Genomic DNA, 15,697 nt, shown 5'->3' with positions numbered 1-15,697 from the left:
GTTCAGTCGAAGCGGTCGTCGCGCACCTGGATCATGCCGTCCTGCACCCGGGTCGGAAAGCTGTCGACATCCTCGTAGGCCGGCGGCGTCAGCGCCTTGCCGTTCCTGATGCAAAAGCGTGCGCCGTGGCGGGGGCAGATGACTTCATCGCCCTCGACGTCACCGCTGGCGAGCTCGCCGCCGTCGTGGGTGCACATATCCTCGATCGCATAGTAGGTGCCGTCGCGATAGAACACGGCGATCATGGTGTCGTCCACATCGACGACCCGGCACTGACCGTCCTTGAGTTCCCCGTCCCTGGCGACATCGACCCAGTCGCTCATGTTTCGCCTCTCGTGTGGTTTCGATTCCGTCGGCCTCAGCCGAAGATCCGCTGAATGCTGTGCAGGCCCTTGATCAAGGCGTCCACGTCGGCCTGGTCGTTGTAGGCGGCGAAGGAGGCGCGCGCCGTCGCCGAGACACCGAAACGTTCCATTAGCGGCATGGCGCAGTGGTGGCCGGTCCGGATGGCCACCCCGGTCTCGTCGAGCAGGGTGCCGATGTCGTGCGCGTGCACGCCGTCCATCACGAAGGAGATGATCGCCGCCTTGCCGGGCGCGGTGCCGATGATGCGCAGGCCGTCGATCTCGTTCATGGCTGCCGTCGCCGATTCCAGCAGCGCGTGCTCGTGGGCGGCGACGGCGTCGAGATCCAATCCGCCGACGTACTCGAGCGCCGCGCCGAAAGCGGCGGCGCCGGCGATATTCGGCGTACCGGCCTCGAACTTGTAGGGCAGCTCGTTGTAGGTCGTGCCGGCGAACGAGACCGTCTCGATCATGTCGCCGCCGCCCTGGTAGGGCGGCATCGCCTCCAGCAGCTCACGCCGGCCGTAGAGTACGCCGAAGCCGGTCGGCGCGAATATCTTGTGCCCCGACATGGCGTAGAAGTCGGCCCCCAGCGCGCGCACGTCCACCGGCGTGTGGGCCATGGCCTGGGCGCCGTCGACCAGCACCGGGACATCCCGACGGTGGGCCGCGGCGATCATCTCCGCTACCGGCAGCACCGTGCCCAACGCGTTGGAGATGTGGGCGATGGCGGCGATCACCGTGCGGTCGGACAACCGTTGTTCGAAAGCCGCCAGCGAGACGCTGCCGTCGTCCTCGACCGGTACCACGACCACATGGGCGCCGGTGGCTTCGGCGACCATCTGCCAGGGCACGATGTTCGAGTGATGCTCGAGCTCGGTGATCAGGATCTCGTCGCCGGCGGCGAGCCGCGGCCGGGCGTAGCACTGGGCCACGAGATTGATGCCGTCGGTAGTGCCGCGGGTGTGGACGATCTCATCGCGCGACGCCGCGTTGATGAAATCGACCATGCGGTCGCGGGCGCTTTCGTAGGCGCGAGTCGCGCGCTGCGACAGCGCGTGGATCGCCCGATGCACGTTGGCGTTGGCGTGCCGATAGTAGTCGTCGCTGGCCCGGATCACGGACAGCGGCTTCTGGGTCGTGGCCGCGTTGTCGAGATAGGCCAGACGTCGCCCCTCGGCGAGTGTCTCGGACAGAATCGGGAAGTCCGCGCGCACGCGCTCCACGTCGAATGTCGCGATTGGTGCTGCGGTACTGGCCATGATTACCTCTCAGGCGAGATCGGCGTAGCCCCGGCCGCCCGGCAGTTTGTGGAGGAGGGCGGCTTCGACGTAGCGTTCCAGCGGTGCGATGCCGACCTTCTGTACCAGCGCGTTGGCGAAACTGTAGGTCAGGATCGCGCGCGCGCCGGCTTCGTCGACACCGCGGCTGCGCAGGTAGAAGACCGCATCCTCGTCGAGCTGGCCCACGGTGGAGCCGTGCGCGGCGGTGACGTCGTCGGCGTAGATCTCGAGTTCCGGCTTGGCGTCCACTTCCGCCTTGTCCGACAGCAGCAGGGCGTCGCAGGCCTGCTCGGAGTCGGTCTTCTGGGCGTGCTTGTGGATGATGATCTTGCCGTTGAACACGCCGCGGCCGTGGTCGGCCAGCACACCCTTGTAGATCTCGCGCGAGATGCTGTGCTCGGTGTCGTGATCCACGCGGGTGTGGTTGTCGATGTGCTGGCGGCCGGTCGGGGCATAGACGCCGTAGAGATGAATCTCCGCGTTCTCCGCGACAAGCCGCGTGTTGGTGTCGGTGCGCGCCAGCCGGCCGCCCAGATCGAAGCCGTGGTTGTAGACGCGGCTGTCCCGGGTCTGGCTCGCGAAGAAACTGGCGATGTGGTATCCGCGCTCGGATTCCTGCTGCACGCGACAGCGGGTCAGTTCGGCGTTGGCGCCCATCACCGCTTCGGTGACCGCGTTGGTGAAATAGGGCTTGTCGCCGAGTCCGACGTAGTGCTCGATCACGGTCGCCCGGCTGGACTCGTCCATGACGAAGCGATGCCGGATCTGGGACATGCGGTCGTCGTGCGCGCCGCTGGCCACGGTGATGACATGCAGCGGCCTGTCGAGCGACACGCCCCGGCCAAGCGCGACATAGGCGCCATCCGTGGCGAACGCTGCGTTCATGGCCGTCAGGCTGCCGGGTTCGTCGCCGATTTCCTCGGCGCGCACCTGGGCCGTCGGCTCGGCATCGAGAAACGCGGCGAAGGACTCGACGCGGGCGCCGTCCGGCAGCCCCTCCAGCGCCGAAAGCCGCTTGCTGAAGTGGCCGTCGACGAGGACCAGCCGATAGGCGTCGAGTTCGTCCGGAAGGAACGGGGCGATCGCGTCGGCGTCGATATCCTCGGCGCTGTCCGCGATCTCGAAACGGCGCTTCTCGAGCGGGCGAAGGCTGGTGTATTTCCAGTCCTCCATGCGCGTGTGCGGGAAACCCGTCTCGGCGAACGCGCGCAAGTCGACATGGCGCGCCTTCTTGCCGGCCTCGCCGCCGGGCAGATCGCGTTCGACGCGGGCGTATTCGGCGAGATAATGATCGATGAGCGGCGCGATATCGTTCATGATGTGGTTTCGGGGGCGTCGACTTCCAGGTTGACGTAACCCTTGGACTCGAGCACGTCGGCCAGTTCGGGGCCGCCGGAGCGGATGATCCGGCCCTTGGCCAGCACGTGCACCCGATCGGGCACGACATGTTCCAGCAACCGCTTGTAGTGGGTCACGAGCACGGTCGAGCGCTCGGGCGAGCGCAGCGCGTTGATGCCGCGCGCCACGATCTTGAGGGCGTCGATGTCGAGCCCGGAGTCGGTCTCGTCGAGGATCGACAGGCTCGGTTCCAGCACCAGCATCTGGAAGATCTCGTTGCGCTTCTTCTCGCCGCCGGAGAAGCCCTCGTTCACGCCGCGCTTGACCATGTCCATGCTCATGTCGACGTGCGACAGCTTGTCGTTGACCAGCTGCATGAACTCCATGGCGTCGATCTCGGGCTCGCCGCGATACTTGCGGCGCGCGTTGACCGCGGCGCGCAGCAGGTAGAGGTTCGAGACACCCGGAATCTCGACGGGATACTGGAAACCGAGGAAGACACCCTCGCAGGCGCGTTCGTCGGCATCGAGATCGAGCAGGTTTTTGCTCTGGTAGGTGACGCTGCCCTGGGTGATTTCGTAGTCCTCACGGCCGGCGAGAATGCTCGCCAGCGTGGACTTGCCGGAGCCGTTCGGCCCCATGATCGCGTGGACCTCGCCCGGGCCCACTTCCAGATCGATGCCGCGCAGTATCGGCGTGCCTTCGACCTCGGCATGTAGATTCTTGATGGAAAGCATAAAAGGTGTTTGCGGATTTAAGAATAGGACAGGCCCGCGTCGTGGACGCGGGCCCGACAACATCGCGGCGCCGGAAGCGGCGTTATCCCACCGCGTTTTCCAGCGTCACGTTGAGCAGCTTCTGCGCCTCGACGGCGAACTCCATCGGCAACTCGTTGAAGACTTCCTTGCAGAAGCCGTTGACGATGAGGTTGACCGCGTCCTCTTCGGACAGGCCGCGCTGCTGGCAGTAGAACATCTGGTCTTCGCCGATCTTGGAGGTCGTCGCCTCGTGTTCAAGCTTGGCGGTCGAGTTCTTGGATTCGACGTACGGGAAGGTGTGGGCCCCGCATTGGTCGCCGATCAGCAGCGAATCGCACTGGGTGAAGTTGCGCGCATTGCGCGCGCTCGGCAGTATCTTGACCAGGCCGCGATAGGACTGCTCGCCACGTGCGGCGGAGATGCCCTTGGCGATGATCGTGGACTTGGTGTTCTCGCCCACGTGGATCATCTTGGTGCCGGTGTCGGCCTGCTGCATGCCGCGGGTCACGGCCACCGAGTAGAACTCGCCGACCGAATCCCGACCGGTGAGCACGCAGCTCGGGTACTTCCAGGTGATCGCCGATCCGGTCTCGACCTGCGTCCACGAGATCTTCGAGCGATCACCGCGGCATTCGCCCCGCTTGGTAACGAAGTTGTAGATGCCGCCCTTGCCGTTCTCGTCGCCGGGATACCAGTTCTGGACCGTGGAGTACTTGATTTCGGCATCGTCTGCGGCGACGAGCTCGACCACGGCCGCATGCAGCTGGTTCTCGTCGCGCTGCGGTGCGGTGCAGCCCTCGAGATAGCTCACATGGCTGCCTTCCTCGGCGATGATCAGCGTGCGCTCGAACTGGCCCGTGTTCTCGGCGTTGATTCGGAAGTAGGTCGACAGCTCCATCGGGCAGGTCACGCCCTTCGGGATATAGACGAACGAGCCGTCCGTGAACACGGCGGAGTTGAGCGCGGCGAAGAAGTTGTCGCCCTGCGGCACGACCGTGCCCAGATATTTCTGGACCAGCTCCGGATGTTCGCGGATCGCTTCCGAGATCGAGCAGAAGATCACGCCTGCGTCGGCAAGCTTCTGCTTGAACGTGGTCGCCACGGACACGCTGTCGAAAACCGCGTCGACCGCGACGTTATTGCTCTTGGGGAATTCGGCACCCTCGACACCGGCGAGCATCTCCTGCTCGTGCAGCGGAATGCCGAGCTTCTCGTAGGTCTCGAGCAGCTTCGGATCGATCTCGTCCAGGCTCTTCGGCTTGTCCTTCGCGCTCTTCGGCGCGGAGTAGTACGAGATGCTCTGGAAGTCGATCTGCGGGTAGTGCAGGTGCGGCCATTTGGGGTGGCGCATCTGCAGCCACTGGCGATACGATTCCAGCCGCCAGTCGAGCATCCACTGAGGCTCATCCTTCTTGGCGGATATGAATCGGATCACATCCTCGTTGAGGCCCGGCGCCACCGTATCCGATTCCAGATCGGTGACGAAGCCGGCTTCGTATTCGCGCTCGGCGACGAGTGTTTCGACGTCTTCCTGATGTGCGGCCATAGCGACTCGGGTGGTCGTGGAAGTATTCGGCAATACCCGCAAGTATAACGCGAAACCGCGGTTAGCCGGTGACTTGAGTTCGCCACTTGAATGATAGTGGGGTCCTATCGCACGTGTTCAAGCTGCCAGGTACGTGTGCAAGCTTGCGCAGAATCGTGATACGCGCTTTAATGACAATGCATTACACCAATCAGGGAGTACCCCATGCGGTCCAACGTTCTTCGTCTGGGCGTTCTCGTTCTGGCCGGCGGCGCTCTTGCCGGCTGCTCTCAGATCACGATCACTTCGGACACCATCGTCGACGGTTCGGCGCGTATCGCCGACGCCACGACGAACGCGGTCGAGGGCACGAGTGCGGTGACCACCGATACCGCCAACGACGTCGATGCGCGCACGCACGCGGCGCGTCGCGAATTTGTGGGGTCTCAGATGGCGATGCTGCAGCGCGAGGCCGCCCGCGGCCAGGGTGAACATCTGGAGACGCTCGCCTATCTGATGCATGCCGACGATACGGACGCCTTTCAGTCCGAGATGCAGGCCAACTATCAGTCCCTGTTTTCCGGTGAAGCGGATGCCGAGCAGTGGCTGACGCGTCTGTACGATGCGGTCGGCACGCCGCCGGACATGAAGGTCGCTGCGAGCGGCACGGCGAGCTGATCGCCGTTGTCTCCGGCCGGCCGATGCATGGCGCATCGGCCGCGTCCGCTGCGCCCACTGGATGTGGGCGCGTGATCCTGCCGCAGACGAGCGCACGATGCCGCGAAGCGATCGCTGGGACATCGAAGTCCCGTTCCATATCGAAATCGACGTTGAGGCGGCTGACATCGACCGGCTGCAGCACGTTAACAACGCGGTCTATCTGCGTTTTCTGGAACAGGCCGCCTGGGCGCACACCGAAGCGCTCGGCCTGGACTGGGCGACCTATCAGGCCCTTGATGCCGCCTGCGTGGTCCGCCGCCACGAGCTCGACTACCTGCTGCCCGCCGAACTTGGCGACAGGCTGCAGGTGGCGACCTGGATCGTGGACAATGACGGCCGACTGACCATGTGGCGCGCGTTTCAGATTCGTCGCGTGGGCGATGGCCGCACACTGCTGCGAGCGCGGACCCAGTACGTGACGGTCGGTCTGTCGAACGGTCGGCCGAAGCGTATGCCGCAGCGTTTCGTCGACGCCTATCGACCGGTCGCAGAAGCCGGTGGCTGAGGCGCCGGCAGCCATCCACGCGCCGCGGGTGGAGATCCGCTACTGCCCGGGCTGTCGCTGGCTGGCGCGTGCCGCTTGGATGGCGCAAGAACTGCTCACGACCTTCGGCGACACCCTTGGCGAAGTCGCGCTCGTGCCGGCATCACCCGGCACCTTCGAGATCCGGCTCGACGGCGAGTGTCTGCACTCGCGTGAGCGCGACGGCGGTTTTCCGGAGCCCAAACCGATCAAGCAGCAGATCCGCGATCGCCTGACACCGTCGCGTGATCTCGGACATTCGGAGCGCTAGGCCGGCGCTTCATGCAGCCAGAGTAACGACACCGGTGCCGTAGCTGGCACCTGCACGATGGCCAGTTGCCCCAGTCGCCGTGCCAGGGCACGCATCAGACCTTCCTCAATGCCCGCAGCGAGCACGCCGGGCTCGTCCGGCCAGCGGCCGTCCGCGGCCTCGTTGACGCTCGAAAGCCACGCTGTGGCGCGCGTGGCAACCCAGTGGTGCAGAAACTCAGTTCGTCCGCGGTTGCGATCTGTATCGAGAATCGCGGCACCGGGATTGCAGGCGGTGATCAGCCATGCCCGGCCGCTGCCGGCATATCGGCGCACCCAGCCTGCCAGTCGCGCGGGCGTGGGTTCGCCGATTCGGATCACGCAGCGATCGCCCTCGTGCGCAATGCAGTAGCGGGTCGTGGTAAAGGCGGTTTCGAGCGATGAGTCCATGCGTGATAAGCCCCGGGCCGTGGCCCGGGGTCTTGTGGGAAAAGCAGGACGCGTCTCAGGCGACCCGCGATTCCATGCGATGGTCCTCGTGGCGGTGATTGACGGGATCGGCAAGATATTCCTTGCTGAACGCGTCGGTGAGGATCGCGTCGTAGCGCAGGTCGTCGTATTCCTTGACCTGGCGCGCCTCGGCGTCCGTGAGCACGCCGGCCGCCACCGCACTGGTCAGCTGCTCGTCCACGGTGAAGCCTTCGGCCTCGCCCTTGCCGACCGCCTTGGCGAACTTCTCGAAGGCCGGCTCGACCTCGATCAGCTTGTCGAAGGCCTTTTCCATGCGGCCCGTCGCGCTGTGCTCGTCGGTCCCGAGATAGATGTTCGCGGTCAGACGATCACGGAAGCTCGACGGCTCGAGGATGGCGTCGCCGATCGTGTTGATCAGGCGATCACTCGGTCCCTTGTGATGCCGACCGGTTGGGAAGACGAGCACGCGCATCGCGCCGCCGACGAATCGGTTGGGGAAATTGCGGAAGAAGCCGTCGAATGCCTGTTCGATCTTGTGCAGGCAGTCCTGCATGACGTAGTGCAGGTGCTCGATGTCTTCGTCCTTTTCGCCCTCGTCATAGAAGAACTTCAGCGTCGCCGAGCCGAAGTAGAGCTCGGACAGTACGTCGCCCAGGCGGGCGGAGAGCAGTTCCTTGCGCTTCAGTTCGCCGCCGAGCATGCCCATCGTGATGTCCGAACAGATCGCCAGCGCCGAGGAGAAGCGCTCCAGCTGACGATAGTAGGGCGCGGCCACGCCCGATACGGGCGCCTTGGCGGTCACCGCCCCGGACAGGCCGAAGGTGAGCGTGCGCGCGGCCCGGTTGACCGAGTGGCCCACATGCGACCAGAGCAGGGTGTCGAATTCCTCGAGATCGTCGTTGCGCGCCGCCTCCATCTCGGGGAAGACGTAGGGATGGCAGCGGATCGCGCCCTGACCGAAGATCATCAGGCTGCGGGTCAGGATGTTCGCGCCCTCAACCGTGATCGCGATCGGGATCGACTGATAGGAGGAGAACAGATAGTTGCGTGGCCCCTGCTGGATGCCGCGCCCGCCGTGTACGTCCATGGCGTCGTTGACGATCTGGCGCATCCATTCGGTCATGTGGTATTTGGCCATGGCCGTGACCACCGCCGGCGTGCACTGATCGACGCCGCTGGCGGTGAAGATGCGCGCAGCCTCCATCTTGTAGTTGAGGCCACCGATGCGCGCGGTGGCTTCCTGCACGCCCTCGAACTTGCCCACCGGCACCTTGAACTGGCGCCGGATGCGACCGAAGGCGCCGGTCATGCGATAGGCCGTCTTCGAGGCGGCCGAGGACAGCGCCGGCAGCGAGATGCCGCGGCCGGCCGACAGGCACTCGACCAGCATGCGCCAGCCGCCGCCGGCCTTCTCCTGCCCGCCGATGATCGCATCCAGCGGCACGAATACGTCCTTGCCGTAGATCGGCCCGTTCATGAAGGCGCCCGGTGAGTGGCGGCGGCCGATTTCCACCCCCGGCTCGTCGGCCGAGATGAGCGCACAGGTGATGCCGTAGTCGGTCGTGTCCGGGTCGCCCAGCAGGCCGTCGGGGTCATAGAGCTTGAAGGCCAGGCCGATGACCGTCGCCACCGGGGCCAGCGTGATCCAGCGCTTGGAGAATGTGAGCTTCATGCCCAGCACCTCCTCGCCGTTGTACTCGCCGCGGCAGACGATGCCGGTGTCCGGCAGCGCGCCGGCGTCGGAGCCGACTTCGGGGCCGGTCAGGCCGAAGCAGGGGATCTGGCTGCCGTCGGCCAGGCCCGGCAGCCATTTGTCCTGTTGTTCCTTGGTGCCGTAATGCACGAGCAGTTCGCCCGGGCCCAGCGAGTTCGGCACCATCACCGTGACCGCGGTGGTCAGCGAGCGCGAGGCGATCTTGGCGACCACGGTGGACTGCGCAACCGCGGAGAATCCCAGGCCGCCATGGGCCTTGGGAATAAGCATGGCGAAGAACTTGTGCGCGCGGATGTATTCCCAGGCTTCCTGCGGGATGTCCTTTAGTTCGGCGCTGATCTCCCACTCGTCGAGCATGCCGCAGAGCGTTTCCGTCTCGTTGTCGAGAAACGACTGCTCGGCCTCGGTGAGCTGGGTGCGCTTGAAATCCAGCAGGTACTGCCAGTCCGGCTTGCCGCGGAACATTTCCGTTTCCCACCAGGTGCTGCCGGCTTCGAGCGCTTCGCGCTCGGTGTCCGACATCGGCGGCAGTACGGCCTTGAAACCCTTGAATATGGGTTTGGACGCAAAGCGACGCCGCAGCGGGGTACTGTTGAACAGGATCAGCAGCGGCGCGAAGACCACGGCCGCGATCAGAAGCCCGACCCAGCCGATCGCGCCCACCGCCGCCAGCGCGGCGAAGTAGATGACGACCGCTGCGCTCCAGACCATCAGCGAGACGCCGAGGTAGGCCAGCGTCCAGGCAGCCGCGATCGCGACCAGTATCGATAACAGAGCTGTCATGGGAACCTCCGTAGTAAAAGACTCAACCGTCGCGGGCCGCTGCGCCAGCGGGCGCCGCGTCGGTCGTGGCCGCGTCGTCACCGTCCAGACCGGGCGGGACGAGCGTGACCATTAGAAACTTCACGTAATCGCCGAAGGCGGGCTCGTCGGCGGCCGGCCATTCACCCGGCAGGTCGCGCCGGATCTGCAGCGCGCCGAGAAACACCGAGAACGTCATCAGCGCCCAGCGGCGCGCGGTTTCAGCCCCGAGGCCGAGGCCGGCATAGCAATCCTGGATGAAATCGAGGCGGCGCTTGGACACGCGTTCGACGTAATCGCGCACGAAACCGGGCTTGGTCGCGCTCGACAGGGCGGTGTGAATACGGCTGGCGCGACGGGAGGCGTTGACCTCGGTGATCAGGCGCTGGATGCGCGCGCGAGGATCGGTCTCCTGTCGGACCCGCTCTAGCACATCGTCGGTCTCTCGCGCCTCCCAGAGTTGAAGCGCGGCCACGAGCAAGGCTTCACGGTTGGCGAAATGCCAGTAGAAGCTCCCCTTGGTCACACCCAGATCGCGCGCGATCGGCTCGACGGCCACGCCCTCGACGCCGCGCTGGCCGATCGCATCGAGGGCGGCTTCGGCCCAGTCCCGGCTGGTGAGCATCGTTTTCTGAGGCTTCGGCATTGCGCACTGCACAATTGGACTTCCGTATAATGTCGTCGAGTTGCCGGGCCGTGTCAATACGGCGCCGTATGGAACCGCACAGCTGGAAGGAAGAAACCACATGCGCCAACCGACGCGTTCCGATTACGCGCACTACGTCGCCATCAAGGTGAAGTGGGGCGAGATGGACAGCCTGGGCCACGTCAACAACACCGTCTTCTATCGTTATTCGGAGGACGGACGCATCGACTATATGCATACGATCGCCGACGACGGCGACACCCAGATCAGCGACGGCCCGCTCCTGGCCGATCTGCGCTGCAGCTTTCGTCAACAGCTGCGTTTTCCCGCGGATGTCGAGATCGGCACCCGCGTCAAGCGCATCGGCCGCGCCAGCTTCGAGCTAGAGCAGTGCCTGTTCTACGCCGAGACCGACGACGTCATCGCGGTCTACGACACCGTGGTGGTGTGGTTCGATTTCGGTGCGCAGACGAGCATGCGCGTGCCCGAGACGGTGCGCGAACGCATCCGGACGCTCGAGCACGTGCCCCCGGAGGAGTAACCGGGTGCAGCGCGGCCGTACAGACGCCGCACCGCGGCCGCGCAGGGCTCGCCATGCGGTGATGGCAAAAGGGCGGTCGAGGTGATTTAGACAGCGGGGCTCATGCCATCAGCGCTACGTGCGCGGAGTTCAGCGCTCGCTTTCGGTGAAGCGGTCGCGCACGAACACCTCGGACAGATCGAGCTGGCCGCTGCGCGGATGCGCGGCCGCCTGCGCCTTGCCGAAGGTGATCATCATGCAGATCCGGTGATCCGGCGGCAGGTTGATCAGATGGCCGACCCGCTTGAAGTCGAAGCCGTCCATCGGACAGGAGTCGTATCCCATGCCCCGTGCGGCCAGCATGGCGGTCTGGGCGGCCATGCCGCAGGAGCGCATGCCCTCGTCGCGCTGCAGCATCTCGTCGTCGCGATAGAAATGCCGGATCTCGCGCACCATCGACTCGCTGACCTGCGCCGGCGCGTGCCGCCAGTAGCGCTCGGGCGATTTCGCCCAGCTCTTGAGATCCAGACACATCACCAGCAACAGTGACGCCTCGGTGACCTGGGCCTGATCCCAGGCCGCCTTGCGGATCTCGGCGCGCAGCGCCGGGTCCTGCACGGCCACGAAACGCCAGTTCTGGATGTTGAATGCGGTCGGCGACAGCAGGATGTGGCTCATGAGCGTGTCGATCTCGTCGTCGCTCATGCGGTGCGCGGGGTCGAAATGGCGCACCGAGCGCCGGGTGGCGATGGCCTCAAAGACGTCCACCGGCTCAGACCGCGCCGCCGGGTGCCGCCCGCGCCTGCGCCGGGGCGTTGCCGACGTAGTCCTGGGGGCGCATGGCGCGCAGTCGCGCCTTGTCATCGGCGGGGATGTCGAGGCCGTCGATGAACGTGTGCATGGCGTCGGCGTCGATCACCTTGCCGCGGGTCAGCGCCTTGAGCTGTTCGTAGGCGCCGCTGATGCCGCGCACGCGCATCACTGTCTGCACTGCCTCCGCGAGCACGATCCAGTTGGCGTCCAGGTCGGCCGCGAGCCGCTCGGGATTGGCCTCGAGCTTGCGGACGCCCTTGAGTAGCGACGCATAGGCGACGCCGCCGTGGGCCAGCCCGACGCCGAGGTTGCGCAGTACCGTGGAATCGGTGAGATCGCGCTGCCAGCGCGAGATCGGCAGCTTCGCGGCCAGATGGTCCATGATTGCGTTCGCCAGCCCGAGATTGCCCTCGGCGTTCTCGAAATCGATCGGATTGACCTTGTGCGGCATGGTCGAGGAGCCGATCTCGCCCTCGACCGTCGACTGCTTGAAATAGCCGAGCGAGATATAACCCCAGACGTCGCGCGCGAAATCGACGAGGACCGTGTTTACGCGCATCACGGCATGAAAGAACTCGGCGATGAAATCGTGCGGCTCGATCTGCGTGGTGGCCGGGCTGATCTCCAGATCCATGCCGCGGATGAAGCGGGCCGCGATCGCCGGCCAGTCCGCATTCGGATACGCCGCCAGATGGGCGTTGTAGTTGCCCACCGCACCGTTCATCTTGCCGAAGATCTCGACTTCGGCGAGCAGCGCCCGCTGGCGGGCCAGACGCTGGGCGAAGACCGCCATCTCCTTGCCGAGCGTGGTCGGCGAGGCCGACTGGCCGTGCGTACGCGAGAGCATGGCGACGTCCGCGTAGTCGTGGGCGAGCGCGCCGATGGCCGCGATCACCCGATCGATGGCCGGCAGCAGATTGTCGTTGCGGGCGTCACGCAGCATCTGCGCGTAGGCGAGATTGTTGATGTCCTCCGAGGTGCAGCCGAAGTGGATGAACTCGTTGACGTGGGCGATCTCGTCGACGGCCTTGATCTTGTTGCGCAGGTAGTACTCGACCGCTTTCACGTCGTGATTCGTGGTGTCCTCGATCGCCTTGACCTGCTGCCCCTCGTTGATGTCGAAGTCGGCGATGAGGCGTTCGAGAAACGCGTCGGCCTGCTCGGAGAACGGGCCGACGTCCGGGATATCGGGTTCGGCGGCCAGCGCCTGCAGCCAGCGGATCTCCACGATCAGACGATAGCGGATGAGCCCGTATTCGCTACAGATCTCGCGCAGATCCCAGGTCTTGTCGGCGTAGCGGCCGTCGATGGGGGAAATCGCAGACAGCGCGGTCAGTTGCATCGCCATGGGCACGCATCCGGTGAATCGAGCGGGTGATAGAATCCGCGATTCTACCGAATCGACACGGTCTGCGGTGCGCATCGCACTGCCGCCGGCCCGACGCGCGTCGGGCGGCACGGGCTGAAAGACACAGGCTTGCAACGGAGCGATTGATGGCGGCGAACGACGACTACCGGATCGAAAAAGACAGCATGGGCGAGCTCAAGGTCCCGAAGAACGCGCTCTGGGGCGCGCAGTCGCAGCGGGCCGTCGACAACTTCCCGATCTCCGATCTGCGCGCGCCGCGCGCCATGATCAACGCCCTCGGGCTGATCAAGGCCAGTGCGGCCGAGGTCAACCGCGATCTGGGGCTGCTGGACAAGGCCGTCGCCGAGGCCATCATCGAGGCGGCGACCGCGGTCGCGGCGGGGCGCCACGACGATCAGTTCCCGGTCGACATCTTCCAGACCGGTTCCGGCACCTCGACCAACATGAACACCAACGAGGTGGTCGCCCATCTCGCGACCGAAGCCGCCGGCCAGACCGTCCACCCCAACGATCACGTCAACATGGGCCAGTCGTCCAACGACGTGATTCCGACCTCGATCCACGTGGCCGCGGTGATCGAGAGCGAAAAGCGCCTGTTGCCGGCGCTGCGGCACATGCGCGACACGCTGCACCGCAAGGGCGACGAGCTCGCCGAGGTGGTCAAGACCGGGCGGACGCATCTCATGGACGCCATGCCCGTGCGCTTCGACCAGGAGCTCGGCGGGTGGGCCGCCCAGATCGAATCCGGCATCGCCCGCGTCGAGTCCGCGCTGACCCGGGTCCGCGGGCTCGCCCAGGGCGGCACGGCCGTGGGCACGGGCATCAACGCGCATCCGGAATTTGGCGAACGCTTCGCGCGGGCCATCAGCCGGGCGAGCGGCTGCGATTTCCACGCCAGCCACGATTACTTCGAAAGCCTGTCCTCGCAAGACGCCGCGGTGGAGCTGTCCGGCCAGCTCAAGACCATCGCCGTGTCGATGATGAAGATCGCCAACGACCTGCGTTGGATGAATTCCGGCCCGCTCGCCGGGCTCGGCGAGATTCAGCTGCCCGCGCTGCAGCCGGGCTCGAGCATCATGCCCGGCAAGGTCAATCCGGTGATCCCCGAATCCGCCGCGATGGTGGCCGCGCAGGTGATCGGCAACGACACCACCATCACCGTGGCCGGCCAGTCCGGCAATTTCCAGCTCAACGTGATGCTGCCGGTGATCGCCTACAACCTCCTGCAGTCCATCGAGCTCATGGCCAACACCAGCCGCGTGATGGCCGACAAGGCCATCGTCGGGTTCACGGTCAACGAGGCCAACCTGGACGATGCGCTGTCCAAGAACCCGATTCTGGTCACGGCGCTGAACGCGGTGATCGGTTACGACAAGGGGGCCGCCATCGCCAAGCAGGCCTACAAGGAGGGCCGTCCGGTCAAGGAGCTGGCCATGGAGCAGAGTGATCTCAGCGAGGCGGAACTCGATCGGCTGCTCGATCCCAAGGACCTGACCGAGGGCGGCATCAAGAAGTGAGCCGTTTCGATACCGCGTATCTACGTACGGGGCCCGTTTCGGCGGGCCCCGGGCGCTGACTTGCGCCGACTCGGCTCGACGAGCGGTCACGGTCGCGCCATCGGCCCGCGAACCCGAGGGATGCCGTTACGACGGTGCGAGGCGAGCGCGGCCGGCGTCGACGCCGTGGATGTGCGATTCGGCGCCTCTATCGCCCGCAGCCCGGTCGGTGCGCGCTCGGCTCGTGCAGGATCGTCCGAGACGTTACGCGGGGTTGAGACCGGTGCGGTTGACGTGTGACCAGGGCGGTTCCGGCGTTGCGGTTCGATGCGGACGGCGCGCTACGCCACGGCCGGATCGCGGGCGGGGTGGCCCCGTGCGCACGAACCGCTGGTCCTTGGAGGAGGCCGACAGGTCGCGGTACGTGACGGTTCGGACCCTTGCAATCACACAGGTTCGAGGGACGCGCGTGCCCCGGTGGCGGTCGCCATCGATCGTTCGGCCGTCCGGCACAGGGCGAGGGCGGGGCACTTGGCCGAGCGATCCGCGTCAGGGTGCCATCGCCGCTGGGCTCGAGGCCGCATGCCGTTTAAGGTGGCCGCGGCCATGAGCCGGCCGTTTCGGTCGGCGGCGCGGCGGCCCGCCGTCCTTGCGGACGGCGAGCGGCTGGTTTTGTTCGATGGTGTCTGCCGTCTCTGCAACGGCTGGGCTCGGTTCATCATCCGGCACGACGGTGATCGTCGGTTCAGGCTGGCGCCGATGCAGTCGGATGCGGGGCAGGCGGTCCTGCGACATTTCGGCCTGCCGACCACAACCTTCGATACGCTGCTGGTCGTCGAGGCGCGCGCGGTCTATGGCAAGAGCGAGGCGTTCCTGCGGGTCGTGGCCGGCCTCGGCTGGCCGTGGAAGGCGCTGGTGATGCTCCGCGTGGTGCCGCGGCCGCTGCGGGACTGGATCTACGACCGGATCGCGCGCCGCCGATATCGGCTGTTCGGGCGCCACGCCTGCTGTGTCTCGCCGCCGCCGGATCATCCCGGGCGGTTTCTGGGCGACGACGGCCGGCACTGAGACCCGCCGAGCGGTGCGCTCTCCGTTCGCGTGTTCGATGACGCCGCCGCGCCCGCTCG

At 65.8% G+C, this 15,697-nt stretch carries 16 protein-coding genes; 6 read left to right on the top strand and 10 right to left on the bottom strand.

All coding sequences use genetic code 11. From position 1 onward, the window contains the following. Positions 1-2: 2 nt before the first annotated feature. The 5 genes from SAOR_RS00195 to sufB all read right to left on the bottom strand — a co-directional run bounded on the left by SAOR_RS00195 (position 3) and on the right by sufB (position 5,269). Entirely contained in the window at positions 3-323 is a 321-nt protein-coding gene (locus tag SAOR_RS00195; RefSeq protein ID WP_123629707.1) for a Rieske (2Fe-2S) protein, read from the bottom strand. Positions 324-358: 35 nt separating this feature from the next. Further along, positions 359-1,606 carry a cysteine desulfurase gene (locus tag SAOR_RS00190; protein ID WP_123629706.1) on the bottom strand — a complete coding sequence of 416 codons (1,248 nt, stop codon included), beginning with the start codon at positions 1,604-1,606 and terminating at the stop codon, positions 359-361. A gap of 9 nt (positions 1,607-1,615) precedes the next feature. Beyond that, positions 1,616-2,944, bottom strand: a complete 1,329-nt coding sequence (gene sufD, locus SAOR_RS00185; protein ID WP_123629705.1) for a Fe-S cluster assembly protein SufD — start codon at positions 2,942-2,944, stop codon at positions 1,616-1,618. Further along, the gene (sufC, locus tag SAOR_RS00180; RefSeq protein WP_123629704.1) at positions 2,941-3,702 is read right to left on the bottom strand and encodes a Fe-S cluster assembly ATPase SufC; all 762 of its coding nucleotides are present in this window, start codon (positions 3,700-3,702) and stop codon (positions 2,941-2,943) included. The genes sufD and sufC overlap by 4 nt, the downstream gene beginning before the upstream one ends. A gap of 82 nt (positions 3,703-3,784) precedes the next feature. Then, entirely contained in the window at positions 3,785-5,269 is a 1,485-nt protein-coding gene (gene sufB / locus SAOR_RS00175) for a Fe-S cluster assembly protein SufB (RefSeq protein WP_123629703.1), read from the bottom strand. A 204-nt stretch (positions 5,270-5,473) separates the two neighbouring features. On the opposite strand from sufB, the gene SAOR_RS00170 reads away from it, so the two are divergent. From SAOR_RS00170 to SAOR_RS00160, 3 genes are all read left to right on the top strand, one after another. Beyond that, on the top strand, positions 5,474-5,926 hold the full coding sequence (locus SAOR_RS00170) for a DUF3015 family protein (protein ID WP_123629702.1): 453 nt from the start codon (positions 5,474-5,476) through the stop codon (positions 5,924-5,926). A 97-nt stretch (positions 5,927-6,023) separates the two neighbouring features. Next, positions 6,024-6,473 (top strand): acyl-CoA thioesterase, encoded by a 450-nt coding sequence (locus tag SAOR_RS00165; RefSeq protein ID WP_123629701.1) that lies wholly within the window; start codon positions 6,024-6,026, stop codon positions 6,471-6,473. Continuing rightward, positions 6,466-6,762: an Rdx family protein gene (locus SAOR_RS00160; RefSeq protein ID WP_221179817.1), complete on the top strand. Its 297-nt coding sequence runs from the start codon at positions 6,466-6,468 to the stop codon at positions 6,760-6,762. The genes SAOR_RS00165 and SAOR_RS00160 overlap by 8 nt, the downstream gene beginning before the upstream one ends. Here the strand turns inward: SAOR_RS00160 and SAOR_RS00155 are convergent. The 3 genes from SAOR_RS00155 to SAOR_RS00145 are packed head-to-tail and all read right to left on the bottom strand — an operon-like array spanning position 6,759 to position 10,351. Continuing rightward, positions 6,759-7,190 carry a DUF3293 domain-containing protein gene (locus SAOR_RS00155; RefSeq protein ID WP_123629700.1) on the bottom strand — a complete coding sequence of 144 codons (432 nt, stop codon included), beginning with the start codon at positions 7,188-7,190 and terminating at the stop codon, positions 6,759-6,761. The two genes, SAOR_RS00160 and SAOR_RS00155, sit on opposite strands and share 4 nt — an antisense overlap. Before the next feature lie 55 nt (positions 7,191-7,245). Further along, positions 7,246-9,708, bottom strand: a complete 2,463-nt coding sequence (locus tag SAOR_RS00150; RefSeq protein ID WP_123629699.1) for an acyl-CoA dehydrogenase — start codon at positions 9,706-9,708, stop codon at positions 7,246-7,248. 22 nt (positions 9,709-9,730) lie between these two features. After that, positions 9,731-10,351 (bottom strand): TetR/AcrR family transcriptional regulator, encoded by a 621-nt coding sequence (locus SAOR_RS00145; RefSeq protein WP_245965342.1) that lies wholly within the window; start codon positions 10,349-10,351, stop codon positions 9,731-9,733. Between the two features lie 121 nt (positions 10,352-10,472). On the opposite strand from SAOR_RS00145, the gene SAOR_RS00140 reads away from it, so the two are divergent. Further along, a complete protein-coding gene (locus SAOR_RS00140) occupies positions 10,473-10,913 on the top strand; it encodes an acyl-CoA thioesterase (protein WP_123629698.1) in 441 nt (146 codons plus the stop codon). A 129-nt stretch (positions 10,914-11,042) separates the two neighbouring features. On the opposite strand, the gene SAOR_RS00135 is transcribed toward SAOR_RS00140, so the two are convergent. Next, the gene (locus SAOR_RS00135) at positions 11,043-11,660 is read right to left on the bottom strand and encodes a nitroreductase family protein (protein WP_123629697.1); all 618 of its coding nucleotides are present in this window, start codon (positions 11,658-11,660) and stop codon (positions 11,043-11,045) included. A 4-nt stretch (positions 11,661-11,664) separates the two neighbouring features. Then, entirely contained in the window at positions 11,665-13,053 is a 1,389-nt protein-coding gene (gene purB, locus SAOR_RS00130; protein ID WP_123629696.1) for an adenylosuccinate lyase, read from the bottom strand. 146 nt (positions 13,054-13,199) lie between these two features. Between purB and SAOR_RS00125 the strand changes: the two genes are divergently transcribed. Together SAOR_RS00125 and SAOR_RS17245 are read left to right on the top strand one after the other, a co-directional pair. Then, positions 13,200-14,591 carry a class II fumarate hydratase gene (locus tag SAOR_RS00125; RefSeq protein ID WP_123629695.1) on the top strand — a complete coding sequence of 464 codons (1,392 nt, stop codon included), beginning with the start codon at positions 13,200-13,202 and terminating at the stop codon, positions 14,589-14,591. 306 nt (positions 14,592-14,897) lie between these two features. Further along, entirely contained in the window at positions 14,898-15,638 is a 741-nt protein-coding gene (locus SAOR_RS17245; RefSeq protein ID WP_342782546.1) for a thiol-disulfide oxidoreductase DCC family protein, read from the top strand. Positions 15,639-15,697 lie beyond the last annotated feature (59 nt).

This window comes from Salinisphaera orenii subsp. orenii MK-B5, from assembly GCF_003788635.1.
Lineage (GTDB): Bacteria > Pseudomonadota > Gammaproteobacteria > Nevskiales > Salinisphaeraceae > Salinisphaera > Salinisphaera orenii.
The sequence above is the reverse complement of the archived record's forward strand: the minus strand, read 5'-3'. Positions and strand labels throughout refer to the sequence as shown.

Excerpts from the sequence above, each read along its gene's own strand:
- SAOR_RS00195 (WP_123629707.1), bottom strand. The coding sequence starts at position 323 with ATGAGCGACTGGGTCGATGTCGCCAGGGACGGGGAACTCAAGGACGGT.
- SAOR_RS00190 (WP_123629706.1), bottom strand. The coding sequence starts at position 1,606 with ATGGCCAGTACCGCAGCACCAATCGCGACATTCGACGTGGAGCGCGTG.
- sufD (WP_123629705.1), bottom strand. The coding sequence starts at position 2,944 with ATGAACGATATCGCGCCGCTCATCGATCATTATCTCGCCGAATACGCC.
- sufC (WP_123629704.1), bottom strand. The coding sequence starts at position 3,702 with ATGCTTTCCATCAAGAATCTACATGCCGAGGTCGAAGGCACGCCGATA.
- sufB (WP_123629703.1), bottom strand. The coding sequence starts at position 5,269 with ATGGCCGCACATCAGGAAGACGTCGAAACACTCGTCGCCGAGCGCGAA.
- SAOR_RS00170 (WP_123629702.1), top strand. The coding sequence starts at position 5,474 with ATGCGGTCCAACGTTCTTCGTCTGGGCGTTCTCGTTCTGGCCGGCGGC.
- SAOR_RS00165 (WP_123629701.1), top strand. The coding sequence starts at position 6,024 with ATGCCGCGAAGCGATCGCTGGGACATCGAAGTCCCGTTCCATATCGAA.
- SAOR_RS00155 (WP_123629700.1), bottom strand. The coding sequence starts at position 7,190 with ATGGACTCATCGCTCGAAACCGCCTTTACCACGACCCGCTACTGCATT.
- SAOR_RS00150 (WP_123629699.1), bottom strand. The coding sequence starts at position 9,708 with ATGACAGCTCTGTTATCGATACTGGTCGCGATCGCGGCTGCCTGGACG.
- SAOR_RS00145 (WP_245965342.1), bottom strand. The coding sequence starts at position 10,351 with ATGCTCACCAGCCGGGACTGGGCCGAAGCCGCCCTCGATGCGATCGGC.
- SAOR_RS00140 (WP_123629698.1), top strand. The coding sequence starts at position 10,473 with ATGCGCCAACCGACGCGTTCCGATTACGCGCACTACGTCGCCATCAAG.
- purB (WP_123629696.1), bottom strand. The coding sequence starts at position 13,053 with ATGGCGATGCAACTGACCGCGCTGTCTGCGATTTCCCCCATCGACGGC.
- SAOR_RS00125 (WP_123629695.1), top strand. The coding sequence starts at position 13,200 with ATGGCGGCGAACGACGACTACCGGATCGAAAAAGACAGCATGGGCGAG.
- SAOR_RS17245 (WP_342782546.1), top strand. The coding sequence starts at position 14,898 with ATGCGGACGGCGCGCTACGCCACGGCCGGATCGCGGGCGGGGTGGCCC.